A 24164-nucleotide genomic window follows, 5' to 3' on the forward strand; every position below is an offset into this window, starting at 1 on the left:
TAAAGGTAAGGGCCGGATAGGCTTGGCGCCGGGGATGTATGACAATAGCGTTGGGGACATGCCCGTCCTCACCTTTCGGCTCGACGATGATGTCGCCCAGCGTTTCGCCGCGCTCGCGGCGGTATCGGGCGGCCGCTCGGCGCTGCTGCGCCGCTTGATCGGTGACGCCTTGGCCATGGAGGCGGGGGAGGGGCATCAGGCGCCGCGCGCCCGCCAGCGCGCAACCTGCCGGGTCGAGGTTCGGCTGATCCCGGAAGAGATCGCCGCGCTCGACCGCGCGGCGGATGTGCTGGGGATGAAGCGTACCGACTGGATCACCACGTTGCTGGCGCGGCGCTTGCGCGCAAACGCGCCCTTGCCGCGCGAGGAGCGGGCGGCCGTCGCGCAGGCGTGGCGCGAGCTCAATCGGATCGGGATCAACCTCAACCAGGCGACCCGCGCGCTCAACGCCTCGGTGATGGTCGAATCCGGCCTCGACGTCGCGCGGGAAGCGGCCAGGGTCGCAAGCTTTAGGTCCGAGATCGTCGATGCGCTCGCCGGTCTCGGGGCCGCGCTCAAGGGCGATCTTCGCTACTGGGACATGGCCGATGCGTGAGGAGGAGGGGGTTCTCCCGCTTCCCAGCCTGATGGAGGCCTGGCGGCCGCCGGCAGGCGGCAAGCGGACCCTGCGCGGCGCCTATGTTCGGATCAAACCGGGCGGAAGCGGGGGCGGGGCCGCCCGGCCGATGTCGATGGGCCAGGCCGAGGCGCGCGCCAAGCTCGAGCGGATCGTGCGCAAGGCGCCCGAGGTGATGGTGAAGGTCTCCGGCAAGCAATATGGCGCTCATCATGTCGCCGAGCATTTCGGCTATGTGGCGCGCCACGGGAAGCTCGCCGTCCGATCGAGCGAGGGCGAGATTATCACCGAGCCGGATCGGCTCAAGGCGATCGCTCAGGACTGGGCGATGCTCGACGAGGCCATGAACGAACATGGCCGGGAACGGCCGACGTCGATGTCGCTGGTGCTGTCGATGCCCGGGGGATCGACCGACGCCGAGACGCTCCATGATGCGGCGCAGGCATTCGCGCGAATCCTGTTCGAGGGGAACCATGCCTATATGCTGGCGCTCCATACCGACACCGATCATCCCCACGTCCATCTGACGGTGGCGACCGAAGGGGCGGACGGAACCCGCTTCAATCCGCGCAAGGCGGATCTCCATCATATGCGTGAGACCTTCGCGCATGAGCTGCGCGCGCGCGGTGTCGCGGCGGAAGCGACACCCCGGCGGGCGCGCGGTCATGTCCAGAAGCGCGTGCGGTCAGCCGCGCTCCATCTCGATGCCCGGCTTGGGGCCGAGGGGCGCAGGCTCAATCTCGCGCAGCTCAACGAACTGCGGGCGCAAAGCTTCGTGCGTGCGGCCGACCAGGAGCGCCGGCCGGAAGATGTCATGGCGCTGGCGCGCCAGAAGCAGATCCGCGGCGCCTATGCCGAGGCCGCCGTCGCGCTCGCCGCCACCGGAAAACCGGAAGATCGGGCCTTGGGGCAGGAAATCGCCGGCTTTCTGGCGGCGATGCCGCCGGCGGTGTCGCGGCGGCTCGCGCGCGCACGGGAGATACTGCAATCCGAACGGCCGCCGCAGGAGCGCCGAAACGAGCCGGAGGGCGTTTCGCCGCCCACAGGTGCGGACGAGGGGCGGCCACCGCCTCACCGGGATCGGGAACGATGATGGCCGGCGCTCCCGCGGGCGGCTTGCCTACCTTGCCTGTGTGGCCTTGGCATCCTATCTGGATGCGATGCCAAAATATCTTGGAAAATAGCGAATTTAGGCGCTGATACGCGCTTCTAGCTTGTTAGAAAAAAGCGTGCTATTATCTAACAGATAGGAGCACAGCCAGTGTCTGCGGTAGCCGATCGGATCATGAAGCGCGTGCGCGGCAAGGGCCGCGGCTGGGTGTTCACGCCCAAGAGCTTCGTCGACTTCGGGACGCGTGGGTCGGTCGACATGGCGCTGTCGCGCCTCGTGACCGCCGGCGACATCCGGCGCATCGGCCGGGGTCTTTATGACTATCCGCGCCAGCATGACAAGCTCGGTGCGCTCAGTCCCGATCCCGCCAATGTCGCCAAGGCCCTCTCGACGCAGAGCGGGGACAAGCTCGCACCGTCGGGCGCGGCGGCGGCGAACAGGCTCGGGCTATCGACCCAGGTTCCCGCCCGGGCCAGCTATGCCACGACCGGCCGCACCCGGGTCAGGCAAGCGGGCGGGCGCAGCCTGACGCTCAAGCACAGCCGCGCACCGGTGCTCGACAATGCGCCGGACTCGGTCAACGCGGTCGTGCAGGCGCTCGCGCATCTGGGGAAGGACAATATCGATAGCGACAAGATCCGGCACTTCGCCGCCCGCCTCGATGATCGCGACATGCGGATGCTCGCCCAGGCCAGGGCCGAGATGCCCGGATGGATGGGCGACGTCGTCTTAAAGATCGGCGCCGCCCGCAATGGATGAGTTCGCACGCAGACCAGCCGAGGATCGGCGCGCCTTTATCGATGAAGCGGCGGCGCGGCGGGATCTGACGCCGATCATCATCGAGAAGGATTTCTGGGTCTGCTGGACGCTACGCCGCCTCGTCATGTGTCCCGACCTCGCCGGTCACATGACCTTCAAGGGCGGGACCTCGCTGTCGAAAGCCTATGGGATCATCGCGCGCTTCTCCGAAGATATCGACCTCACCATCAGCCGCGCGGCGCCGCTGCTCAGCGAAGTCGCCTCGCCGATGGACAGCGACATTACCGGCAAGGAGCGCGAGCGCCGGACCAAGGCGCTCAAGGCGGCGGCACAGGCTTATGTCGCCACGGTCGCCATGCCGATCCTGGCGCGCGAAATCGAAGTCGCTCTCGGCACGGCCGAGGGCTGGAGCCTGGCGCTCGATCCCGACGACAAGGACCAGCAGACGCTGCTCTTCGTCTATCCGCGCACCTCGGGTTACGGGCTCGCCTATGGCGAGAATTACGGCGGCGCGGATGAAAGCGGTTACATCAAGCCGCGCATCAAGCTGGAATTTGGCGCCCGCGGCGACACGGAACCGTTCGCGCTTCGACCGATCTTGCCCTATCTGGCCGAAGACTTTCCCGAGGAACTGCCGGATCCGGTGACCGAGGTGCCGACGCTGGCCGTTGCGCGGACCTTCTGGGAAAAGGTCACGATCCTTCATGCGCTCCATCATAACGGCAAGCTGCGCGAGGGCATGTCGCGCCATTATTATGACGTGCTGATGCTCGACCAGGCGGGCATCACGAACGAGGCGATGGGGCGGATCGATCTGCTCGAGCAGGTCGTGCACAACAAGAGCCTGATGTTCGCGGACAGGTCGGCCTCCTATGACACCGCCGTGGTTGGAACGCTGCGCCTGTCGCCCGATGGCGCGACTTGGGAGAAGCTTGAGCGGGACTATGGCGCGATGTCGGAGATGTTCATGGCCGCGCCGCCGAAATTCGAGGCGTTGATGAAGGGTCTGGCGGCGATCGAGGGGACGATCAACGGGCGTTGATGCCGGAGACCGCGAATGAGCAAGTAATCTAAGTATTTGAAATAGAACGATAAAAGACTGATAATCAATCTTATGTTAAATCCCGACAATGTGCGGACGGGAGGGAGACGATGGGAGTTCCGCCCCTCAATGGCAAGAACCGGACGCCTGCCAGACGAGGATTGCTGAACTCCGGTCATCCCATGTCCCTCAATGGCGCTGGAGCGCCCGCTTCGCCTCGGCCGTGATCGTATAGACGGCTTCGCGCTGGGCGCCGCGATTGGGATGATCGACCCGATACCCCTGATAGTGGCGGCGCAGCAGGCCGGCGCGGACCAGGTCGGACACGACCCGGCTCACATTCGTCCGGCCGGACCGCAAGATCCGCGACCGGACCTCCTGTTCGAGCCGGCGTTCCATCTCTTCCGGGTCGACCATGCCTGCCCGCGAGATAAGATCGGCGCGCACCGCGTCGATCATGGCGCGCCGCCGACAATCCCGTTGCGCAAGGGGCGCGAGCGCCTGGCATAGCCAGTCGCGCACCGGCACCCTCCCCTTGCCGCTTCCGACATAGGGACCGACGCTGTCATGAGAACCGGCTTCCTGCGCGATCAGCTTCAGCACCAGCAATGCATAGCGCGGCCGTTTCGATACCGTCGATATGCGTTCGACCAGATCCGGAAGCGCGGCCGCCCCGCGTCGCGATGACGGGCTGGATGGCGGCGGAGATTGCTCGAAGAGGTCGGGCTGGTAGAACATATGCGGAATCTAGCACATGCTGAGTCCGTGTGAATCCCCTCTGCGGCGATCCTCCAACAAAAAGCACGGATGACACTTTACCCGACGGGCGCGGGATTTCGCCGGCACTTTTCACGACATAGGCAAATTTATATCGCTCGGCGGTCATTATGCCGGCGATGTCGCAGGAATGGCCCATTCCGCTCCCCTCCCCGAAATCAACCGTGACACTTTGGCGCACATGGCCGGAACTCGGTAAAGTGTCACCTCTGTCATTTTCCGCCGTCCTACCCGGCGGCGCGGGCTGATATAGTTTTATATGGAGGCGGATTTGCGGGAACGGCCCTGAAATTGGGCCGTTGCAGAATAACAGTCATCAGAGGGTAATGAAGCGATGAACATGGCCGCTCCCGCATTTCTCCTTCTCGCGCTGGCCGCATGCGCGCCATCCGATCAGGCCGATTCCGGCGATTCCACCTTCGCGCCCAGCAACACGACCGCCGGCACCGTGCCGGACGGCATTCCCGGCGAAGGCCCCGGCACCGCCATGACGGATGGAGAGACCAGCACGCGGGGCGCCGTTTCCGCCGCCGACAGTCCCACGGCGACGCAAGGGTCTTCGGGTTCATCCGCAGCGCAAAACGGGTCCGGGCGATAGGCCAGCCTATCGAAGCAGCGAAATCCTCGCCGCCAGGTCGTTGCGGATCGTGGTGGCGGCGACGCCGCCCTCACCCATGGCGTGGCTGATCTGATCCAGGCCCTTGGCGACGTCGCCGGCGGCGTAAAGGCCCGGCACGCTCGTGCGCTGATGGTCGTCGACGACGAGGCAACCGTCGTCCGTGGCTTCGGCGCCCAGCATCATCGCCAGTTCCGACCGGATGATCGATCCAAGCGCGGGATAGGCCGTATCATAGGCTTCGCCCCCGTTCGGCGTCGGCACCAATATGCGCTCGCCCTCGATGCGGAGGGGTTCGCAAGGGCCGTTCACCAACGCGACGCCCGCCTCCTCCAGCCTCATCCTCTGGTCGGCGGACAGTTCATGATCTCCTTGGGGTGAAATCAAGCTGATGTCGGCCGAATAGGTGCGCAGGAACATCGCTTCGTTCGCGCCGCGCTCGCCCGTCCCGATGACGGCGATGCGCCGGTCCGTGGCTTCATATCCGTCGCAGATCGGGCAATAACGCAACAAGCCCTGCCGCAGCGCCGCATCGTGAATGTCGGGCGACATAGGCGGCGCGTTGTTCACCACGCCGGTCGCCAGCAGCACGCTGCGCGCCTGCCATGCCCCGGTCTCGACATGCACCAGGAAAATATCGCCGTCCTTCTCCAGCCCCGTGACCAGTCCTTCCGTCACCTCGCCGCCGAATTCCGCCGCCTGCCGACGCATCAGCGCGAGCAGTTCCCGGCCCGATATGCCGCCCGGATAGCCTGCATGATTGCGGGTATGCGGGATCAGCGCGGCGCGGCTGTTGCCCGCGTCGACGATGGCGATCCTGGACGATGGCGATCCTGAGATGGAAGCGGGCGAGATAAATGGCCGCCGTCAGGCCGGCTGGGCCTGCGCCCACCACCAGGCAATCCAGGGGCGCCGTCATTCCGCTATCGCCGAACGAACGTCGCGCCGACAGCAGGCCGAGGAGCAGAACCCCGGCCGCACGCCTGCGCGCGCCGACAGAACCGCCCTCCGCCGTTCCGGCGGGCTTGCGAAAGCCGCCATCGATGCCGCCGCTGTCCCGAGGCGGATCGAACAGATTGCCCCGCGTGACCGGCGCGCGTTCCGCCGAAGCGAAGTAGCGCCCGAAGGCCAGATTCCCGATCCGGCTGAGCAGCGAGGGCGCAAGCGGATGGGCGAACCGCACCAACCAGGTCGGCGCCCCCAGCAGCACGCTGTCGCGGGGCCGGTCGGCCAGGCCGACGATGGCGGCCGCCACCCTCCTCGGGTCCAGCATGGGCGGTGGAGCGGTCAGCGCCTTGCCCGTATAATTGCCGGCATGGCGCAGCGCGGGCGTGTCGACGAAGGCCGGATAGACGTCGCAGATATGGATGTCCGGCCATTCGTCATTTCGGCGCGCAGTGCCTCCGAAAAGCCGCGCAGGCCGAATTTGCTCGCTCCATAAGCGGCGGCATGGGGCGTGCCGGTCAGTCCGCCGAGCGAGATCATGTTGACGAAGATCCCATGCCGCTGCGCCATGAAGATCGGGAGCACCGCATGGGCGTCATTCATATGGCCGATGAGGTTGGAGCGGATCGTCCGTTCATGCGCCTCGATCGGGACGTCGACGAACTTGCCGACGGCCCCGACGCCGACATTGCTGAACCAAGGTCGATCGATCCGCAAAAAATCGCGCGCCGACTGGGCAAGTTGCCGCACCGCCTCCGCATCCGCGATGTCGAGCGGCACGGTCAGCACCTCCGCGCCGGCCCGTCGGCACCTTTCCGCCACGGCTTCCAGCGCCTCGCCATCCCGCGCCGCCAAAACCAGCTTTGCGCCCCGGCCGCGAAAGCCTCCGCCGTGGCCTGGCCTATGCCGCTCGACGCGCCCGTGATGACGATATGCGTGCAGGGCGTTCGCGTGCCCCTGCGGCTCTTGTCCATGATCGCTCCTGTCCGCCTGTTCACCGATAAGCGCGAGGAGAAGATTCCCGTTCCTTGTCCGGTTCCGAAAACAGATTTTCAATGCCATGGGTTAACCCGCTTCGCAAAGATGGCCGAGAAGAACGCTATGCGTTCCGGTTCAGAACCACCATGAGCGAAGGCGGAAATGTCGTGCGGCCCGGGATCGGAGGGACTGGCGGATGCGGTGTTCCGGGTGTAGGATGCCGCCATTGGCCATGAGGCGCATCCCTCATGCCGAGAGATGCTCGCCCGGAAGGCGCGCATGTCCCGACAGAGGACAGATCGGAATAAAGGGCTTCATGGCGTTCGGTCAGGAGAGCGCACCATGGCAATGGCTCACCCGTCCCAGGCGGCGTCCGCCGGGAAGATATTTCCGTCCGCACCATCACGTTCGACGATCTGCGCATCGCCCTGCGCCAGGGCTGGGACGATTCCTCGCCAAAAGGGGCGATCTGCTGTTCATCGGCTTCATCTATCCGATCATTGTCGCGCTGGCGATCATGTCCGCCAGCCAGATGTCGATCCTGCCGCTGATCTTCCCGCTGGTGGCGGGCGCGATCCTGCTGGGGCCAGCCTTCGCCAGCGGCTTCTACGAACTGGCGCGGCGGCGGGAGGCGGGGCTGGACGCGCGCTGGCGCCATTTCCTGGACGTGATCCGCAAGCCGGGCGGCTCCGCCCTGTTCGACCTGACCTGCGTTCTGGCGCTGCTGTTCATGGCGTGGATGGCGGCGGCCTGGTTCATCTATCATGCGACGCTGGAAAATGTGCCTGGGTCGACATCCTCCCCGGGCGCTTTCCTTTCGGCCCTGTTCGGCACGTCGCAGGGCTGGCGTATGATCGTGGTCGGCAATCTGGTCGGCTTCGGCTTCGCCCTGCTGACGCTGGCGGTCAGCGTCGTTTCCTTTCCCATGGCGGTGGACAAGCCGGTCAACTGGGGCGTCGCGGTGCGCACATCCTGCCGCGTGGCATGGCATAATCCGGTGACGGTCGCGGCCTGGGGCCTGATCGTGGTGGCGTTGCTGGTGCTGGGCGCCCTGCCCGCTCTGGTGGGGCTGGCGGTGGTGCTGCCCGTGCTGGGCTATGCGACCTGGCACCTTTATACCCGCGCCGTCGTCCGGTAAGGCGGTCAGCCCTCGGCCATGTCGAGGGCTATGCCCAGCAAGGCGCGCAGCGTCGGCGCCTCGTCCGACCGGCGCCATGCCAGGCCGGTTTCCAGCAGGGGAGCGGGGCCGGCCAGCGGCAGGTAGCGCACGCCCGTCCGGGCGAGGTTGCGCAGGGACGCGGGGACCAGCGCCAATCCCATATCGGCGGACACCAGGCTGATGATCGTCTGCATCTGGATCGCCCGCTGGCGCACATGCGGCTCCCGCCCCCTGACCCGATAATGGTCGACGATCAGGTCGTGGAAGGTGGGCGAAACGTGGCGCGGGAAAAGCAGCAACGGCTGGTCGAGCCAGCTCTCTCCGGCCAGCCTGCCCTCCTCCACCAGCAGGCGGCCGTCCTTCGCCCAATTCTCCGGCACGGCGGCGACCAGCGGCTCGCGCAGCAACGGGCGATAATCGATGGCGGCGGGCAGGCCGGACGCGGGCGGGATCAGCAGCCCGGCGTCGGTCCGCCCTTCGACCAGCGCCTCCACCTGCACGTCGCTCGTCGCTTCCATCAGCGTCATGTCGACGTCGGGAAAGGCATTGGCATAGCGCCGCACCAGCGCGGGCAGGATGCTGTAGTCCGCCGAACTGACGAAGGAGAGGGCGAGCCGCCCGACCGTCCCCGCCCGCAGCCTCCGCGCCGCGGCAGCCAGGTCGGCCACCGCGCCGACGGCCGGCCGGACATGCTCCAGCCATTGCCTTCCAAAGGGGGTGAGCGCCACCTGCCGCTTGGTCCGGGTGAAGAGAGGCGCGCCCAGTTCGCGCTCCAGCGCCATGATGGATTGGCTGAGCGGCGGCTGGGTCATGCCCAGCCGTTCGGCGGCGCGGCCGAAATGCAGTTCCTCCGCCACGGCGAGGAAATGGTTGAGTTGGCGCAGATCCATGTCATTCATTCATCCTGCGACCTTATAGCGCGCCCGCAATATATTTCACAACCTGTCCGCAATGGCGTAAGGCGGGCCGGAGAGGAACCGAGGACAGACCCATGCCGCATTATCGTTCACGCACCAGCACCCACGGCCGCAACATGGCGGGCGCGCGCGGCCTCTGGCGCGCAACCGGCATGAAGGACGAGGATTTCGGCAAGCCCATCATCGCCATCGCCAACAGCTTCACCCAGTTCGTGCCGGGGCATGTGCACCTCAAAGATCTGGGCCAGCTTGTCGCGAGGGAGATCGAGGCGGCGGGCGGCGTCGCCAAGGAATTCAACACCATCGCGGTCGACGACGGCATCGCCATGGGCCATGACGGCATGCTCTATTCGCTGCCCAGCCGGGATCTGATCGCGGACAGCGTCGAATATATGGTGAACGCCCACACCGCCGACGCGCTGGTGTGCATCTCCAACTGCGACAAGATCACGCCCGGCATGCTGATGGCCGCGATGCGCCTCAACATCCCGACCATCTTCGTTTCGGGCGGTCCGATGGAGGCCGGCAAGACCGAGCTGCGCGGCAAGACCGTCGCGCTGGACCTGGTCGACGCCATGGTCGTCGCGGCCGACGACAGCTATACCGACGAGGAAGTGAAGGTCATCGAGCGGTCCGCCTGCCCGACCTGCGGTTCCTGCTCCGGCATGTTCACCGCCAATTCGATGAATTGCCTGACCGAAGCGCTGGGGCTGTCGCTGCCGGGCAACGGATCGACGCTGGCCACCCATGCCGACCGCGAAAAGCTGTTCCTGGAGGCGGGCCGCACCATCGTCGACCTCGCCAAGCGCTGGTACGAGCAGGATGACGCGTCGGCCCTGCCCCGCAACATCGCCACCTTCGCCGCGTTCGAGAACGCGATGAGCCTGGACATCGCCATGGGCGGGTCGACCAATACGGTGCTTCACCTGCTCGCCGCCGCCTATGAGGGCGGGGTGGACTTCACCATGGCTGACATCGACCGTCTGTCACGGCGCGTTCCCTGCCTCTGCAAGGTCGCCCCGGCCAAGAATGACGTGCATATGGAGGACGTCCATCGCGCGGGCGGCATCATGGCGATCCTGGGCGAGCTGGAACGCGCCGGGCTGGTCGACGCGACCCTGCCGACCGTCCATGCGCCGACGCTGGGCGACGCGCTCAACCGCTGGGACATCGGCCGCACCAATAGCGAGGAGGTCCGCAACTTCTTCCGCGCCGCCCCCGGCGGCGTCCGCACCACCCAGGCGTTCAGCCAGAACGCCCGTTGGGAGGAACTGGACACCGACCGCGAGACCGGCGTGATCCGCAGCGCGGAACACCCCTTCTCCAAGGATGGCGGGCTGGCCGTGCTGTTCGGCAATATCGCGCCGGAAGGCTGCATCGTGAAGACGGCGGGGGTGGACGAGTCCATCCTGACCTTCCACGGCACGGCCCGCGTCTATGAAAGCCAGGATGCGGCGGTCGCCGGCATCCTGGGCAATGAGGTAAAGGCGGGGGATGTCGTCGTCATCCGCTATGAAGGGCCGAAGGGCGGGCCGGGCATGCAGGAAATGCTCTATCCGACCAGCTATCTGAAGTCGAAGGGGCTGGGCAAGGCCTGCGCGCTCATCACCGACGGGCGCTTTTCCGGCGGCACGTCGGGCCTTTCCATCGGCCATGTGTCGCCCGAAGCGGCCGAGGGCGGGCTGATCGCGCTGGTCGCGACCGGCGACCCCATCCTCATCGACATTCCCAATCGCGTCATCAGGCTGGACCTGGACGACGCCGTCATCGCGGCCCGCAAGGCGGAGATGGAGGGACGCGGCGCGAAGGCGTGGAAGCCGCTCGGTCGCAAGCGCAATGTTTCCCCTGCCCTGCGGGCCTATGCGGCGCTCACCACCAATGCGGCGCGCGGCGCGGTGCGGGACGTGGGCCAGGTGGAAAAGGACTGATCTTCAGCGTGCGCGCCGCATTCGACGATGCGGCGCGGCCTTGCCGATGCTCGCAGCAGGCGATCAGTGGAGCAGGATATAGAGCGTGCCGGTCAACGCCAGGGCCGATGCGCTGCACAGGCTCAGCAACCCGACGCTGCATTGGCACATGCTGTAATGCATACGCTCCATCGCACTCTCCCCTGCCGCCGGGCTTATGCCGGTCGACCGGGGCGATGATAACAGAGAATATCGCGCGGATCAAAGGTCAGGCGTCAGCCAGTCCCTGCAGCAATTTTTGCAGCGCAGCATGAAAATGCCGCCTGTCGGACGGCGTCAGGGCGTTCAAAAGCCTTGCCCCCAATTCCACCCGCAGGGGTTCCGTCACGGCCACCGCCGCCTCTCCGGCGGGCGTGATGGCAAGCCGCTTCACCCGCCGATCCTCCTTGTCCGGCACTCGCTGGATCAGCCCTTCGCGCTCCAGCCCGTCCAGCGCCTCCGTCACCGTGCGGGGCGCAAGGTTCATGATTTCGGCCACATCGGCGGCGCGCGCCATTCCCATCTGCGCCTTAATGCACATCAATATCTTGGTCTGGGCAAGCGACGCGCCCTGCTCCGTCATCGCGCGGTCGAAAGACCGGCGGATCAGCGTGATGACCCGAAAAAGGTCGGTCAGTAGCTGTTCGTCGGCGCCATTCATGAGGAACCTCAATAAATGGTGTTGCGCTATAGTGCAAGCGCGAGCATAGGAACGGGATAGAGATCAGCGGGTTCCCTCCATGAATTCTGAGACAGTGGCTTCTTCCTCCCCCATGGCGACGACTCGGGCCAGAGCCGCCCCTCCGCGCTCAAGAGCCCACGCACGCGCCTGATCCTGCTGATTGCGGCGCTGGCGCTGATCGGGGGCGGCGTGCTGTGGTTCATCCGCTTCGAAACCTTCGGCAAATATCAGGAATCGACCAACGACGCCTATATCCAGGCCGATTCGATCACGGTCGCGCCGAAGGTGTCCGGCTATGTCGACCGCGTCTTCGTCGAGGAGAACCAGGATGTGAGGGCAGGCCAGCCGCTGGTGCAGATCGACCCCCGCGATTACCGGGCGCAGGCTGCCCAGTCCGTGGCGCAGATCGATGTGGCCAGGGCCAATGCCGCCGGCGTCGTCGCCCAGATCGCGGAGCAACGCGCCGCCATCGCCCAGGCCGAGGCCGATCTGAACGCCGCCAACGCCAATGCCGCCTTCGCCGCGAGCGAGGTGGAGCGCTATCGCCCGCTGGCGGCGAGCGGGGCTGAAACCCGCGAGCGCCTGTCGGAGCTTCAGAACCAGGCAATCCAGGCGCGGGCAAGGGCCGCCGCCGCCAGGGCGACGCTGACCAGCGCGCAGAAGCGGATCGCCACCCTGCAGACGCAGGTGCGGCAGGCGGAAGCGCAAGGCGAGGCGGCGCGCGCGCAGCTTTCGGCCGCCAGCACCAATGTGGAGGCGACGATATTGCGGGCGGCCGCGGACGGGCGGATCGGCGACAAAAGCGTCAGGCAGGGCCAGTTCGTTCAGGCCGCCAGCCGCCTCATGACGCTGGTCCCGAAGGCCAGCCTTTATGTCGAGGCGAATTTCAAGGAAACGCAACTGGGCCTGATGCGCGTCGGCCAGCCGGTGAAGATCGAGGTCGACGCGCTGCCCGGCGTGGAGCTGCCGGGGCGGGTCGCCAGCATCGCGCCCGGCACCGGCGCCCAGTTTTCGGTCCTGCCGCCGCAGAACGCCACCGGCAATTTCACCAAGATCGTCCAGCGCATCCCGGTGCGCATCGCCGTCAGCGCCGGACCCGAAACCCGGAAGCTGCTGGTGCCCGGCATGTCCGTCGAAGTGTCCGTCGACACCCGTTCGGCCCGGAACGCCGCCGCGCAGATCCGCCGGGAGCAGGAGCGGCATAACGCCCGGATCGGCCGATGAACGCAACCGCCGCTTCGGCCGCGCCGCCCCAGCCCGAACGCGCCGACACCGCCGCATGGCTGGCCGTCATCGCGGGCAGCCTGGGCGCGATGATGGCGACGCTGGACATTTCCATCGTCAACTCCGCGCTGCCCACCATCCAGGGCGAAATCGGCGCCAGCGGGACGGAGGGCACCTGGATCGCGACATCCTATCTGGTCGCGGAAATCATCATCATCCCGCTCGCCGCCTGGCTGGAACGGCTGCTGGGGTTGCGTACCCTGCTGCTAGCCGCCGCCTTCCTCTTCACCGGCTTTTCCATGTTGTGCGGCATGGCCAGCGATCTGACCACCATGGTCATCGGCCGCGTCGGACAGGGCTTTACCGGCGGCGCGCTGATCCCCACGGCGATGACCATCATCGCCACGCGCCTCCCCCGTTCGCAGCAGCCGATCGGCAACGCGCTGTTCGGCGTCACCGCCATTCTTGGGCCGGTGCTCGGCCCGCTGGTCGGTGGATGGCTGACGGAGAATATAAGCTGGCACTACGCCTTCTTCCTGAACCTGCCGGTGGGCATCCTGCTCATCACCCTGCTGCTGGCGACGATGCCGCATCAAAAGCCGCGCCTCAGCGAATTCCGGCAGGCCGACTGGCTCGGCATTGCGGGCATGGCGCTGGGATTGGGCGGCCTCACCATCGTGCTGGAGGAAGGGCAGCGGGAACAATGGTTCCAGAGCAGCGAGATCGTCCTGATGTCGATCGTCTCCGGCGTCGGCTTCATCCTGCTGTTCGCCGGGCAATATTTCGCGAAAAGGCCGGTCATCCGGCTGAAACTGCTGCTCGACCGGCAATTCGGCGCCGTGGCGCTGATGGGGCTGGTGATCGGCATGATGCTCTACGGCACCGCCTTCGTCATTCCGCAGTTCCTGGCGGCGATCGCCGGCTATGACGCGCTCCAATCGGGCCGGATCGTCCTGCTGTCGGGCATTCCCAGCCTGATGCTGATGCCGCTCACCCCCCTGCTGATCCGGCACCTCGACATCCGCATCGCGGTGGGCGCCGGGCTGTTCATCATGGCGACGAGCTGCTGGGTCGACACGGTGCTGACCAACCAGGCGGTAGGCCATGATTTCGTCGAGTCGCAATTGCTGCGCGGCATCGGCAGCGTGTTCGGTTTCCTCTTCCTCAACCAGGCGGCCATCGCATCGGTCCCGCGCGAGGATGCGGGCGATGCCGCCGGGCTGTTCAACGCCGTCCGCAACCTGGGCGGGTCGCTGGCGCTGGCGGGCATCGCCACCATCCAGGACCAGCGAAGCTGGCTGCACAGCCGCCGCATGGAGGAAAGCCTGAGCGCCAATAGCGGCCAGGTGCAGGATTATATCGGCGGCCTCGCCCATTCGCTGGGCGGGCAGGACGCCGCGCTTCGGTCATTGTCCGGCACGATCCAGCGGGAGGCGCTGGTGATGACCTATAACGACATCTTCACGATGCTGGCGGTCGGCATCATCGCTGTATTGCCGCTGGTACTGTTCCTGCGTCCCTTGCCCAAGGGGCAAGCGGTCGCGATGCATTGAGGCTGGTTTCATGCGTTTCCCCCAGACCGTCCTTTCTCCGGCCATCCTCCCTCTGCTGGCACTCGCCGCCTGCACCGCTGGGCCGGATTATCATGGACCGGAAGCCGCAAGGCCGGTCAGCCCCGCCGCCCAATTCGTCAGGGCGCCCGCCGACGCCAGCGCGCAGGCGCCCGCCGCCGCGGCCTGGTGGACGGCGCTGGGCGACCCGGTGCTCGACGCGCTGGAAAGCCGCGCGCTGGCCGCCAGTCCCGGCGTGGCCGTGGCGGAGGCAAGGGTGCGGCAGGCCCGCGTCTCGCTGCGGACGGAGCGCGCCAACGCCCTTCCCAATGTCAACGCCTCCGCCCTATACGTCCATGCGACCGTGCCCGGCGTCGACCTGGGCGGTTCGGAGGAAGACAGTGCGGAGGGCGGGGACAGCCAGTCGCTCAATTTCTACAATCTGGGCTTCGACGCGAGTTGGGAGGTCGACCTGTGGGGTGGCCGGCGGCGCGGGATGGAGGCGGCGAGGGCTGAGGTTGAGGCGGCGCAGGCCAATGTCGCGGACGCGCAGGTCAGCCTGACCGCTGAAATCGCGCAAGCCTATGTCAATCTGCGCGACCGGCAGCAACGGATCGCGCTGGCGCAGCAGGCGGCCGCCCGGCAGCGCGAGATGCTGCGCCTGACGGAGCAGCGCCACGCCCAGGGGACCGCTTCCGCCCTGGAGGTGGAACAGCAGCGCAACCAACTGGAGCAGAGCGACGCCGCGCTGCTGCCGCTCAGCGCGGAGCGCGACGCCTATCTGAACGCCTTGGCCACGCTGGCCGGGGAGGCGCCCGGCGCGCTCGACGCCATGCTGGCCGCGCCCGCCTCGGTCCCGCTGCCTCCGGCGCAGGTGGCGGTCGGCGATCCCGCCGCGCTGCTCAGGCGTCGTCCCGACATCCGGGCAGCGGAGCGCCGGTTCGCGGCCGCCACCGCCAGGATCGGCGTGGCGGAGGCTGCGCGCTTTCCCAGCCTCAGCTTCATGGGCCTGATCGGCATCGGCGGCACCGATCCGGGCGATCTGGTCGACCTCGACACGCTGGCGGCCATCGCCATGCCGCGGCTGAGTTGGAGCTTCCTCGATTTCGGCCGCAACGCCGCCCGGGTGGGACAGGCCGAAGGCGCGCGGGACGAGGCGGCGGCGCAATATCGGCAGGCGGTGCTCAATGCCCTGCGCGACGGCGAGGATGCGCTTTCCCGCTTCGGCGCCCGGCGGTTGAGCGTCGCCAGCGCCGCCCGGTCGAAGGCTTCGGCGGACCGCGCCGCCGCATTGGTGCGCCAGCGTTTCGAGGCGGGAACGGCCACCCGCATCCAGCTTCTCGACGCGGAGCGGCAGAGCCTGTTGGCGGCGCAGGCGCTGACGCAGGGAACGGCGGCAATGACGGCGGATTACATAGCGTTGCAAAAGGCGCTCGGTCTCGGCTGGCGGTAGCAAATCGACCTTCCGTCAAGGCTTTGGACGCGACTGCCGGATCAACGGCACCTCCGCGCCCATGAAGATATGAAAATATGCTATGATGCCGGAGAGAAGAGAGGGCATATGGCCGACCTTTCGATCCGTTCGCGGCAGGAAGAACAGATGGACGCGCCGGACCTGGACCCCGCCGTCTATGAACGCGTGCTGCACGACCTGGCCCGCGTGAACCGCTGGACCTTCACCGCCTGGCCCGCCATCGCCTTCCTCAACCGCGCCATCGGTTCGGCCCGGCATTTCCGCCTGCTCGACGTCGGTTTCGGAGACGGCGACGTCCTGCGCGCGGTCGCCCGCTGGGCCAGGAGGCGCGGGATAGAGGCCGAACTGATCGGCGTCGACCTCAATGAAAAGAGCCTTGCCGCGGCCCGCCATGCGACTCCGCCCGACCTCGCCATCGACTATCGCGCCGGGGACTATCTGGACCAGCCGGAACAGTTCGACTTCATCATCTCCAGCCAGGTGACGCACCATATGACAGATGCGCAGTTGATGACCTTCCTGCGCCATATGGAGGCGGAGGCGCAGATGGGCTGGCTGGTCTGCGACCTGCACCGACATGGCTTTTCCTATTGGGGCTTTCCGCTGCTTGCCCGCCTGCTGCGCGTCCACCGCATCGTGCGGGAGGATGGCCGGCTGTCCATCGCCCGGTCTTTCCGCCCCGGCGACTGGGCGGAGTTGTTGCCCCAGGCGGGCATCAGCCTGGACGATGTGCGGATCGTGCGGCGCTTTTCCTTCCGCCTGTGCGTGGAGCGGATATGCGGGTGAGCAGCGCGGCCTGAACGCCGAGCCCCGGCATCAGGCCCAGCAACCGCATCAGCAGCCCGCGTCCCCATGGCCCCGCCGCCCCGTGGCGCAAGGCTTCGGCAATCGCCAGCGGCCGCCGGCTGCGGCGGCGCCACTGGTCCTGCCAGCCCATCGCCGCCTGCGGTCCGCCCCGCAGATAGGCCTGCGCCGCGCTGGTCCCGCTGTGGAGCGCGATGGCGATGCCGTCGCCGGCCAGGGAAGCGATCACCGCGCCCTGATCCCCGATGCGGAAGATGCCCGGCACGCCCGCCGCGGCGCGCCAGCCATAGGGCACGCCGGCAATCGCATCGAAAGAGGGCGGCATCTTTCCGCCCATGCGCTCGGCCAGATGGGGCGCCTGCGCCATGATCGCCCGCATCATCGCGGGGACGCCATCCGACAGCCGGTCCCGCGCAACGGAAAGGCAGAGATTGGCGGCGCCGTCCTCCTGCAGCAGCAGGCCGGCATAGCCGCCGTCGAACAGGTGCATCTCGATCACGCCCGCCAAGTCAGCGCTGCCGGACAGGGTCGCGCGAAGCCCGACGCAGGGCGGTTCCCGACGGCCGGTGAGATCGCGGGCCAGCCCGCGCAATTCATGCTTGCCCGTCGCCAGGAACAGCGCGTCGCCGGCCAATTGCCCGCCATCGTCGAAGCGGATCGAGCGCGCTGCGGGGTCGGCGGCGCGCACCGCCCTGCCTCGCTGGACGACCGCTCCCGCCTGCGCCGCCCGACCGATCAGCGCTTCGTCCAGCACCCGTCGGGAGAGGCCCGCCGCGACATGGGGCAGCGGCAGTTCCATGCGCCGGCCGTCCGCCACCAGCCGCAACCGCCGGATCGGCCGCGCGCCCAGCGCGAAGGCGTCCACGCCCAGATCGGCCAATGCCGCCAACGCATCCCAGCCAAGGAAGCCGCCGCACACGCCATCATGCGGGCCGCCCTGGCGGTCGATGAGATGCACCTGCGTCCCCGCCCGCGCCAGGGCGATCGCCGCCGCCGCGCCCGCCGGTCCGCCACCGACGACCAGAGCGGGCAGGCGCGCCTTCATGCCAGTCCTTCGAAGCGGAACCCCTCCGCCGCCAGTCCCGGCCCGAAGGCCAGCGCCACCCCCTGCCCCGCACCCCCCATCATGTCGCGCAGGATGAACATCAGGGTGGAGGAAGACATGTTGCCGAACCGCGCCAGCACGGCGCGGGAAGGCGCCAGGGCATCGCGGCCAAGCTCCAGTCCCTGCTCCACCGCGTCCAGGATCGACCGGCCGCCTGCGTGCACCGCCCATCGGTCTATCCCGGCCATATCGTCGCTTCCCCACAGGCGGCGACGCACCGAGGGATCGCCCAGCGCCGCCTGGATGCGCCCCGGCACCTCTCCGGACAGGTGCATGACGAAACCGCTATCCCCTATGTCCCAGCGGATCAGTTCCGCCGAGTCCGACAGGTTGAGCGAGAAGGGCCGGTCGATGGCGACGCCAGCGCCCTCCCCCGTCACCAGCGCGGCGGCCGCGCCGTCCCCGAACTGGAGCATCATCAGCAGCCGCTCGATCTGCCGTTCCGGTTGGAAGTGCAGGGAAGACAGTTCTACCGTCACCACCAGCACCCGCGCATCGGGCTCCGACCGGACGATGTGCCGCGCCGTCCGCAACGCCGCGACGGCGGCATAGCAGCCCATGAAGCCGACCAATGTGCGTTCGACCCCCTCCAACCCCAGACGTTCGGCGATGATCTGGTCGATGCCGGGGGCGACGAAGCCGGTGCAGCTCGCCACCACCAGATGGCTGATCCCGTCGAGGGGCACCCGCGCCTTCAACCGCGCAATCGCCTCCATCGCCAGGCGGGGCGCATGTTTGGCATAGCAGCGCATGCGCAGCGAGGTCGGCGGCATATCCCCCGCGTAGAAGCCGCCAGGGTCGACCGGCGACCCGCCCTCCGCCGTCGGCGGCAGCGCGCACCAGCGATGCTCGATGCCGGATCGCTCCGCCATGCGCTGGAACAGCTGCCGCTCTCGCGGATCGTCCAACTGCCCGGTCGCCCATCGGATGAACGGCCCATGCATGTCCAGCGCGGGCACGGCGCACCCGATGGCGTTGATGCGAGCGCGCGTATCGGTCATCGGGTCGCCTTGTCTCCTCTATTGGGTGAAACGTTCGGGTCACGACAAAGGATCAATCCCCCTCTGCCGTAAACCTCCCTCGGGCGCAGCAGGAGATCGGATCGCGCCGGATAAAAGCTGTCCCCCATTCGCAAAGACGGCGCCGCATCGGTTCCTCCGTGGCTGGCCCCATGGCGCCGTGCAGGACAATTTCCCACAATGACGGGCATCAGACGCGGAGTGGATCATTTTCACATGCGATTTCCACGCCTTGCCTTTGCGAGAATGACGGCGTGAAGTTGAAAATGCAAAGGGGGGATCAGATTTCGACCTGCGATCCCAATTCCACCACGCGGTTCGTCGGCAGCTTGAAGAAATCCATCGGCGTCACCGCATTGCGCATCATCCATGCGAACAGCTTTTCGCGCCAGATCGCCATGCCGGGCTTCTCCGACGGGATCAGGGTCTGGCGGCTGAGGAAATAGCTGGTCTGGCTGACGTTGATGGGGCCGCCGCAGCCCTCGACGGCCTTCATCGCGGCGGGAATGTCGACCTCCTCCATGAAACCGTGGCGCAGCACCACGCGGTAGAAGCCGGACCCCAGGTCCGTCACTTCCGAACGGCCGGTCAGCGGCAGGTGGGGCACGCCCTCCGTCCGCACGGTCAGGATGATCACCCGCTCATGCAATATCTTGTTATGCTTTACATTGTGCAGCAGCGCGGGCGGCACGCCCTCGACGCGGGAATTGAGGAAGATCGCCGTGCCAGGCACGCGCTTCAGGGAGCCGGAGACGGACTGGATGAACAGTTCGACATCCATCGCCCCTTCCAGCAGATAGAAGTTCATGATCTTCCGCCCGGTCGACCAGGTCGTCAGGATGACGAACACCACCGCCGCCACCCATAGGGGGAACCAGCCGCCGTCGGGGATCTTCGTCGCGTTGGACAGGAAATAGGCGCCGTCCACCGTCAGGAACAGCCCCGTCACGCCAGCGGCAAGCAGCCGGTTCCAGCGCCATACGCTGAAGGTCAGCACCGCCATCATGCAGGTGGTGATGACCATGGTCCCGGTGACGGCGATGCCATAGGCCGCCGCCAGGTTGCTCGACGACTGGAAACCCAGCACCAGCAGCACGACCAGGAACAGCAACGCCCAGTTGACCAGCGGCACATAGATCTGCCCCGCCGCCGCAGCGCTGGTATGGGCGATCTTGAGGCGCGGCAGGAAACCGAGTTGGACCGCCTGCTGCGTCACGGAGAAGGCGCCGGAAATCACCGCCTGGCTGGCGATCACCGTGGCGAGCGTGGCCAATATGACCAGCGGCAACCGCGCCCATTCCGGCGCGAGCAGGAAGAAGGGGTTTTCCGCCGCCGCGGGCAGGTCCAGCAGCAGGGCGCCCTGCCCCATATAGTTGAGCAGCAGGCAGGGGAAGGCGGCGTAGAGCCAGGCTATGCTGATCGCCTTGCGCCCGAAATGGCCCATATCGGCATAGAGCGCCTCCGCCCCTGTCACCGCCAGCACCACCGATCCCAATGCCAGGAAGGCGAGCTTCGCATCCAGCGCGAAGAAATGGATGGCCCACATGGGATTGACGATGGCGACGATCCCTGGATGGCGCGCGATGTTGAGGATGCCCAGCGCCGCCAACACCAGGAAATAAACCGCCATGATGGGCCCGAACAGCGCCCCCACCCGGGCGGTGCCATGTTTCTGGATCAGGAACAGCCCGGTCAGGATGACGATGGCGATGGGAAGGACGAAAGGCGTTAAACCGTCATTCACCGTCTCCAGCCCTTCCACCGCCGAGAGCACGGATACGGCCGGGGTTATGATGGCGTCGCCATAGAATAGCGCCGCCGCCAGCACGCCCAATATGGCGATGGTCGGCGTCCATCGGCTCTCCCCCAGCTTGCGGGAGATGAGGGCAAGCAACGCCATGCTGCCGCCCTCGCCATGATTGTCGGCGCGCATGATGATGAACACATATTTGACCGTGACGATCAGCGTCATGGTCCAGAAGACCAGCGACAGGACGCCGTAGATGTGAGCGGAATCGACCGCCAGCGGATGGTGGCCGACGAAGCTCTCCTTCAAGGCGTAGAGCGGCGACGTGCCGATATCCCCGAACACCACGCCCAGCGCCCCCAATGTCAGGAGAGACAACTTCTCCTGCGGATGGCTGTGGCCCACCCCCTCACCCGCTCGATCCGTCATCCGCACCGTACTCGCTGTTGCCGCGGCGGCTATCGCACGAAGCTGCATTATATTTCCAGTGGGACTTTACGCGATCGGCATGGGATTCGCACAGGAATGCGCAATTGGGCATCCTCCCGGAAAGAGGATGCGAAAAATGAAAGGCTGGCATGAGCATCCGGCAGCCAGGATCGGGTGAGATTGGCGGGCCTGATCCTGTTGATCTTCACCTAGCCCGAAGGCGGGCTGCCGCGCAGGCTGGTTCTGGAGAACCCGGCGGCGGGCATGACCATGCCGGAATTTGCGGCTGGCCGCGCTGCTGTTTCCGAGCGCAAGCTCCGGTGCGCATCTGACGATGATGGAGCCGCGTCTTTGGCGGCCGACAGAGCTTTCAGCGCTTCGTCGACCTTGGTGAGAACCGGGCGTGTTGTTTTTGCGGATTGTGGTGGTTGTTCTGTGGATTGCGCGTTGTGGCGTGCATTGCGCTGTTGAGCGCATGGACATGCGAATGGGTTTTATGGAGCGCGAGCTATAATGCCTGGCGACGACCTACTCTTCCGGGGCTTGAGCCACAGTACCATTGGCGCAGACTGGTTTCACGTCCGAGTTCGGGAAGGGATCGGGTGGGTCACAGACGCTATGGTCACCAAGCAATAGAGCTTGCGCTTCGGGTTTTAATCGGTGCCGTGCACTTGAGGCAATGATGTCTGGCATGAGGGTGATCACCACATCTTTGACGCTGGTTTATTCCAGTGTTGTCATTGATGGTGGGACTCGCTTCTTTGGAGAAGCATTCAAGCGCGAACAGAGCAATTAGGACCGGTTAGCTCCATGCGTTACCGCACTTCCACATCCGGCCTATCAAGGTCGTGGTCTACGACCGCTCGAAGAAATCTTATCTTGAGGGAGGCTTCCCGCTTAGATGCTTTCAGCGGTTATCCCGTCCATGCATAGCTACCCTGCTGCGCCCTTGGCAGGACGACAGGTACACCAGAGGCATGTTCAACCCGGTCCTCTCGTACTAGGGTCAACTCCTCTCAAATTTCGACGCCCACGGCAGATAGGGACCAAACTGTCTCGCGACGTTCTGAACCCAGCTCACGTACCACTTTAATTGGCGAACAGCCAAACCCTTGGGACCTGCTCCAGCCCCAGGATGTGATGAGCCGACATCGAGGTGCCAAACGATTCCGTCGATATGAGCTCTTGGGAATCATCAGCCTGTTATCCCCGGCGTACCTTTTATCCGTTGAGCGATGGCCCTTCCACGAGGGACCACCGGATCACTATGACCGACTTTCGTCTCTGCTCGACTTGTCAGTCTCGCAGTCAGGCGGGCTTATGCCATTGCACTCTAACAGACGGTTTCCAACCGTCCTGAGCCCACCATCGCGCGCCTCCGTTACTCTTTAGGAGGCGACCGCCCCAGTCAAACTACCCGCCACAGAGGGTCCCTGCACCGGATGACGGTGCGAGGTTAGACATCAGAAAACAACAGGGTGGTATTTCACCTATGGCTCCACCGGAACTGGCGTCCCGGCTTCAAAGCCTCCCACCTATGCTACACAGTTCTTTCCTAATGCCACTCTGAAGCTGCAGTAAAGGTGCACGGGGTCTTTCCGTCTAACCGCGGGTACTCCGCATCTTCACGGAGAATTCAATTTCGCTGAGCATATCCTGGAGACAGTGGGGAAGTCGTTACGCCATTCGTGCAGGTCGGAACTTACCCGACAAGGAATTTCGCTACCTTAGGACCGTTATAGTTACGGCCGCCGTTTACCTGGGCTTCAATTCAGAGCTTGCACTCCTCCTCTTAACCTTCAGGCACCGGGCAGGCGTCAGGCCCTATACGTCGTCTTGAAGCCGACTTAGCAGAGCCCTGTGTTTTTGCTAAACAGTCGCTACCCCCTGGCCTGTGCCCCCCATCAGAGCTTGCGCTTAGATGGGGCCTCCTTCTTCCGAAGGTACGGAGGCAATTTGCCGAGTTCCTTCAGGATACTTCTCTCAAACGCCTTGGTATACTCTACCATTCCACCTGTGTCGGTTTAGGGTACGGTCTATACGGAGGGGCTATTTCCTGGGACAGTTTCCCTGCCTGGACCAATCCAATAAGGCCAGACAAGTTGCACCATCCGTCACACACCTCCAGGCCCACGAATATTAACGTGGTTCCCATCGACTACCCCCTTCGGGCTCGTCTTAGGGGCCGGCTTACCCTGCTCAGATTAGCTTTAAGCAGGAACCCTTGGAATTTCGGCGAGAGGGCATCTCACCCTCTTAATCGCTACTCATGTCTGCATTCGCACTTCCGATACCTCCACGGTCGGTTACCCTTCCGCTTCAACGGCCTACGGAACGCTCCGCTACCGCTCAGCACAAAGTGCTGAACCCTAAGCTTCGGTGCACGTCTTGAGCCCCGTTACATCTTCGCCGCAGGATCTCTTGTTTAGACCAGTGAGCTGTTACGCTTTCTTTAAAGGATGGCTGCTTCTAAGCCAACCTCCTGGTTGTTTTGGAAATCCCACATGCTTTCCCACTTAGACGTGACTTGGGGACCTTAGCTGTAGGTTAGGGCTGTTTCCCTTTTGACGACGGACCTTAGCACCCGCCGTCTGTCTGCCGGACTAGACTCGTTGGTATTCGGAGTTTGGTTAGTATTGGTAGATCTCGCGACCCCCGCAACCATCCAGTGCTCTACCCCCAACGGCAATCATCCGACGCTCTACCTCAATAGATTTCGCGGAGAACCAGCTATTTCCCGGCTTGATTGGCCTTTCACCCCTAAACACAACTCATCCGATAATTTTTCAACATTAAACGGTTCGGCCCTCCAGTGCGTGTTACCGCACCTTCAGCCTGGTCATGCCTAGATCGCCGGGTTTCGGGTCTAATGCATCGAACTAAAACGCCCTGTTCAGACTCGCTTTCGCTGCGCCTACACCTAACGGCTTAAGCTTGCTCGATACACTAAGTCACAGACCCATTATGCAAGAGGTACGCTGTCAGGCTTCAAGAGCCCTCCAACTGCTTGTAGGCATCCGGTTTCAGGTACTGTTTCACTCCCCTCATCGGGGTGCTTTTCACCTTTCCCTCACGGTACTGGTTCGCTATCGGTCATGTACGAGTATTTAGGCTTGGAGGGTGGTCCCCCCATGTTCAGACAGAGTTTCACGTGCTCCGCCCTACTCAAGTCCTGATATTGCGCTTTCGCATACGGGGCTGTCACCCGCTATGGCCACACTTTCCAGAGTGTTCTGCTAACTAAATATCAGGCGCTGGCCTGGT

Annotated in this window: 17 protein-coding genes, 2 rRNA genes and 2 pseudogenes (1 of these 21 cut by a window edge); 11 read left to right on the top strand and 10 right to left on the bottom strand. The window is 65.3% G+C overall.

Annotated elements, in window-relative coordinates; genetic code table 11:
• The first annotated feature begins 58 nt into the window (after positions 1-58).
• From SIDU_RS17785 to SIDU_RS17800, 4 genes are all read left to right on the top strand, one after another.
• On the top strand, positions 59-595 hold the full coding sequence (locus tag SIDU_RS17785; protein ID WP_031295761.1) for a plasmid mobilization protein: 537 nt from the start codon (positions 59-61) through the stop codon (positions 593-595).
• Complete coding sequence (locus tag SIDU_RS17790) at positions 588-1709, top strand: relaxase/mobilization nuclease domain-containing protein (RefSeq protein WP_007688043.1); 1122 nt, start codon at positions 588-590, stop codon at positions 1707-1709. Before SIDU_RS17785 ends, SIDU_RS17790 begins: the two co-directional genes overlap by 8 nt.
• Before the next feature lie 168 nt (positions 1710-1877).
• The gene (locus SIDU_RS17795) at positions 1878-2486 is read left to right on the top strand and encodes a DUF6088 family protein (RefSeq protein ID WP_007688042.1); all 609 of its coding nucleotides are present in this window, start codon (positions 1878-1880) and stop codon (positions 2484-2486) included.
• Positions 2479-3528, top strand: coding sequence for a nucleotidyl transferase AbiEii/AbiGii toxin family protein (locus tag SIDU_RS17800; protein WP_007688041.1), 1050 nt, complete (start codon positions 2479-2481; stop codon positions 3526-3528). Before SIDU_RS17795 ends, SIDU_RS17800 begins: the two co-directional genes overlap by 8 nt.
• A 189-nt stretch (positions 3529-3717) precedes the next feature.
• On the opposite strand, the gene SIDU_RS17805 is transcribed toward SIDU_RS17800, so the two are convergent.
• A complete protein-coding gene (locus SIDU_RS17805; RefSeq protein WP_007688040.1) occupies positions 3718-4266 on the bottom strand; it encodes a hypothetical protein in 549 nt (182 codons plus the stop codon).
• 379 nt (positions 4267-4645) lie between these two features.
• Here SIDU_RS17805 and SIDU_RS17810 point away from each other — a divergent pair, with 379 nt between their 5' ends.
• The gene (locus tag SIDU_RS17810) at positions 4646-4903 is read left to right on the top strand and encodes a hypothetical protein (RefSeq protein WP_233431907.1); all 258 of its coding nucleotides are present in this window, start codon (positions 4646-4648) and stop codon (positions 4901-4903) included.
• Positions 4904-4909: 6 nt separating this feature from the next.
• Here SIDU_RS17810 and SIDU_RS17815 read toward each other — a convergent pair.
• Together SIDU_RS17815 and SIDU_RS17820 are read right to left on the bottom strand one after the other, a co-directional pair.
• Positions 4910-5840 (bottom strand): annotated as a pseudogene (locus tag SIDU_RS17815) (NAD(P)/FAD-dependent oxidoreductase).
• Between the two features lie 18 nt (positions 5841-5858).
• Positions 5859-6840: pseudogene (locus SIDU_RS17820) on the bottom strand (SDR family oxidoreductase); the annotation flags it as partial.
• Between the two features lie 320 nt (positions 6841-7160).
• On the opposite strand from SIDU_RS17820, the gene SIDU_RS17825 reads away from it, so the two are divergent.
• Positions 7161-7982, top strand: coding sequence for a DUF2189 domain-containing protein (locus SIDU_RS17825; protein WP_233431908.1), 822 nt, complete (start codon positions 7161-7163; stop codon positions 7980-7982).
• A gap of 5 nt (positions 7983-7987) precedes the next feature.
• Here the strand turns inward: SIDU_RS17825 and SIDU_RS17830 are convergent, their stop codons facing one another.
• A complete protein-coding gene (locus tag SIDU_RS17830) occupies positions 7988-8893 on the bottom strand; it encodes a LysR family transcriptional regulator (RefSeq protein WP_020817728.1) in 906 nt (301 codons plus the stop codon).
• A gap of 101 nt (positions 8894-8994) precedes the next feature.
• Here SIDU_RS17830 and ilvD point away from each other — a divergent pair, with 101 nt between their 5' ends.
• Complete coding sequence (gene ilvD / locus SIDU_RS17835) at positions 8995-10848, top strand: dihydroxy-acid dehydratase (RefSeq protein ID WP_007688035.1); 1854 nt, start codon at positions 8995-8997, stop codon at positions 10846-10848.
• Positions 10849-11095: 247 nt separating this feature from the next.
• On the opposite strand, the gene SIDU_RS17840 is transcribed toward ilvD, so the two are convergent.
• Positions 11096-11527 (bottom strand): MarR family winged helix-turn-helix transcriptional regulator, encoded by a 432-nt coding sequence (locus SIDU_RS17840; protein WP_007688033.1) that lies wholly within the window; start codon positions 11525-11527, stop codon positions 11096-11098.
• Between the two features lie 168 nt (positions 11528-11695).
• Between SIDU_RS17840 and SIDU_RS17845 the strand changes: the two genes are divergently transcribed.
• The 4 genes from SIDU_RS17845 (at position 11696) to SIDU_RS17860 (ending at position 16582) form a co-directional block, all read left to right on the top strand.
• Entirely contained in the window at positions 11696-12772 is a 1077-nt protein-coding gene (locus SIDU_RS17845; RefSeq protein ID WP_233431910.1) for an HlyD family secretion protein, read from the top strand.
• Positions 12769-14325 carry a DHA2 family efflux MFS transporter permease subunit gene (locus SIDU_RS17850; RefSeq protein ID WP_007688030.1) on the top strand — a complete coding sequence of 519 codons (1557 nt, stop codon included), beginning with the start codon at positions 12769-12771 and terminating at the stop codon, positions 14323-14325. Before SIDU_RS17845 ends, SIDU_RS17850 begins: the two co-directional genes overlap by 4 nt.
• 10 nt (positions 14326-14335) lie before the next feature.
• Positions 14336-15775 (top strand): efflux transporter outer membrane subunit, encoded by a 1440-nt coding sequence (locus SIDU_RS17855; RefSeq protein WP_025772831.1) that lies wholly within the window; start codon positions 14336-14338, stop codon positions 15773-15775.
• A 108-nt stretch (positions 15776-15883) separates the two neighbouring features.
• Positions 15884-16582 (top strand): methyltransferase domain-containing protein, encoded by a 699-nt coding sequence (locus SIDU_RS17860; protein ID WP_007688026.1) that lies wholly within the window; start codon positions 15884-15886, stop codon positions 16580-16582.
• On the opposite strand, the gene SIDU_RS17865 is transcribed toward SIDU_RS17860, so the two are convergent.
• From SIDU_RS17865 to SIDU_RS17885, 5 genes are all read right to left on the bottom strand, one after another.
• On the bottom strand, positions 16512-17645 hold the full coding sequence (locus tag SIDU_RS17865) for an NAD(P)/FAD-dependent oxidoreductase (protein WP_073507205.1): 1134 nt from the start codon (positions 17643-17645) through the stop codon (positions 16512-16514). The genes SIDU_RS17860 and SIDU_RS17865 overlap by 71 nt on opposite strands.
• Complete coding sequence (locus SIDU_RS17870; protein ID WP_007688016.1) at positions 17642-18706, bottom strand: type III polyketide synthase; 1065 nt, start codon at positions 18704-18706, stop codon at positions 17642-17644. Before SIDU_RS17870 ends, SIDU_RS17865 begins: the two co-directional genes overlap by 4 nt.
• 298 nt (positions 18707-19004) lie before the next feature.
• Entirely contained in the window at positions 19005-20900 is a 1896-nt protein-coding gene (locus SIDU_RS17875; RefSeq protein WP_025772832.1) for a potassium transporter Kup, read from the bottom strand.
• Positions 20901-21415: 515 nt separating this feature from the next.
• Positions 21416-21530 (bottom strand): 5S ribosomal RNA (gene rrf, locus SIDU_RS17880).
• A gap of 142 nt (positions 21531-21672) precedes the next feature.
• A 23S ribosomal RNA gene (locus tag SIDU_RS17885) occupies positions 21673-24164 on the bottom strand (it continues 304 nt past the right edge of the window).

Origin of the sequence: Sphingobium indicum B90A (assembly GCF_000264945.2) — a bacterium.
GTDB lineage: Bacteria > Pseudomonadota > Alphaproteobacteria > Sphingomonadales > Sphingomonadaceae > Sphingobium > Sphingobium indicum.

Excerpts from the sequence above, each read along its gene's own strand:
- SIDU_RS17785 (WP_031295761.1), top strand. The coding sequence starts at position 59 with ATGCCCGTCCTCACCTTTCGGCTCGACGATGATGTCGCCCAGCGTTTC.
- SIDU_RS17790 (WP_007688043.1), top strand. The coding sequence starts at position 588 with ATGCGTGAGGAGGAGGGGGTTCTCCCGCTTCCCAGCCTGATGGAGGCC.
- SIDU_RS17800 (WP_007688041.1), top strand. The coding sequence starts at position 2,479 with ATGGATGAGTTCGCACGCAGACCAGCCGAGGATCGGCGCGCCTTTATC.
- SIDU_RS17805 (WP_007688040.1), bottom strand. The coding sequence starts at position 4,266 with ATGTTCTACCAGCCCGACCTCTTCGAGCAATCTCCGCCGCCATCCAGC.
- SIDU_RS17810 (WP_233431907.1), top strand. The coding sequence starts at position 4,646 with ATGGCCGCTCCCGCATTTCTCCTTCTCGCGCTGGCCGCATGCGCGCCA.
- SIDU_RS17825 (WP_233431908.1), top strand. The coding sequence starts at position 7,161 with ATGGCGTTCGGTCAGGAGAGCGCACCATGGCAATGGCTCACCCGTCCC.
- SIDU_RS17830 (WP_020817728.1), bottom strand. The coding sequence starts at position 8,893 with ATGGATCTGCGCCAACTCAACCATTTCCTCGCCGTGGCGGAGGAACTG.
- ilvD (WP_007688035.1), top strand. The coding sequence starts at position 8,995 with ATGCCGCATTATCGTTCACGCACCAGCACCCACGGCCGCAACATGGCG.
- SIDU_RS17840 (WP_007688033.1), bottom strand. The coding sequence starts at position 11,527 with ATGAATGGCGCCGACGAACAGCTACTGACCGACCTTTTTCGGGTCATC.
- SIDU_RS17850 (WP_007688030.1), top strand. The coding sequence starts at position 12,769 with ATGAACGCAACCGCCGCTTCGGCCGCGCCGCCCCAGCCCGAACGCGCC.
- SIDU_RS17855 (WP_025772831.1), top strand. The coding sequence starts at position 14,336 with ATGCGTTTCCCCCAGACCGTCCTTTCTCCGGCCATCCTCCCTCTGCTG.
- SIDU_RS17860 (WP_007688026.1), top strand. The coding sequence starts at position 15,884 with ATGGCCGACCTTTCGATCCGTTCGCGGCAGGAAGAACAGATGGACGCG.
- SIDU_RS17865 (WP_073507205.1), bottom strand. The coding sequence starts at position 17,645 with ATGAAGGCGCGCCTGCCCGCTCTGGTCGTCGGTGGCGGACCGGCGGGC.
- SIDU_RS17870 (WP_007688016.1), bottom strand. The coding sequence starts at position 18,706 with ATGACCGATACGCGCGCTCGCATCAACGCCATCGGGTGCGCCGTGCCC.
- SIDU_RS17875 (WP_025772832.1), bottom strand. The coding sequence starts at position 20,900 with ATGACGGATCGAGCGGGTGAGGGGGTGGGCCACAGCCATCCGCAGGAG.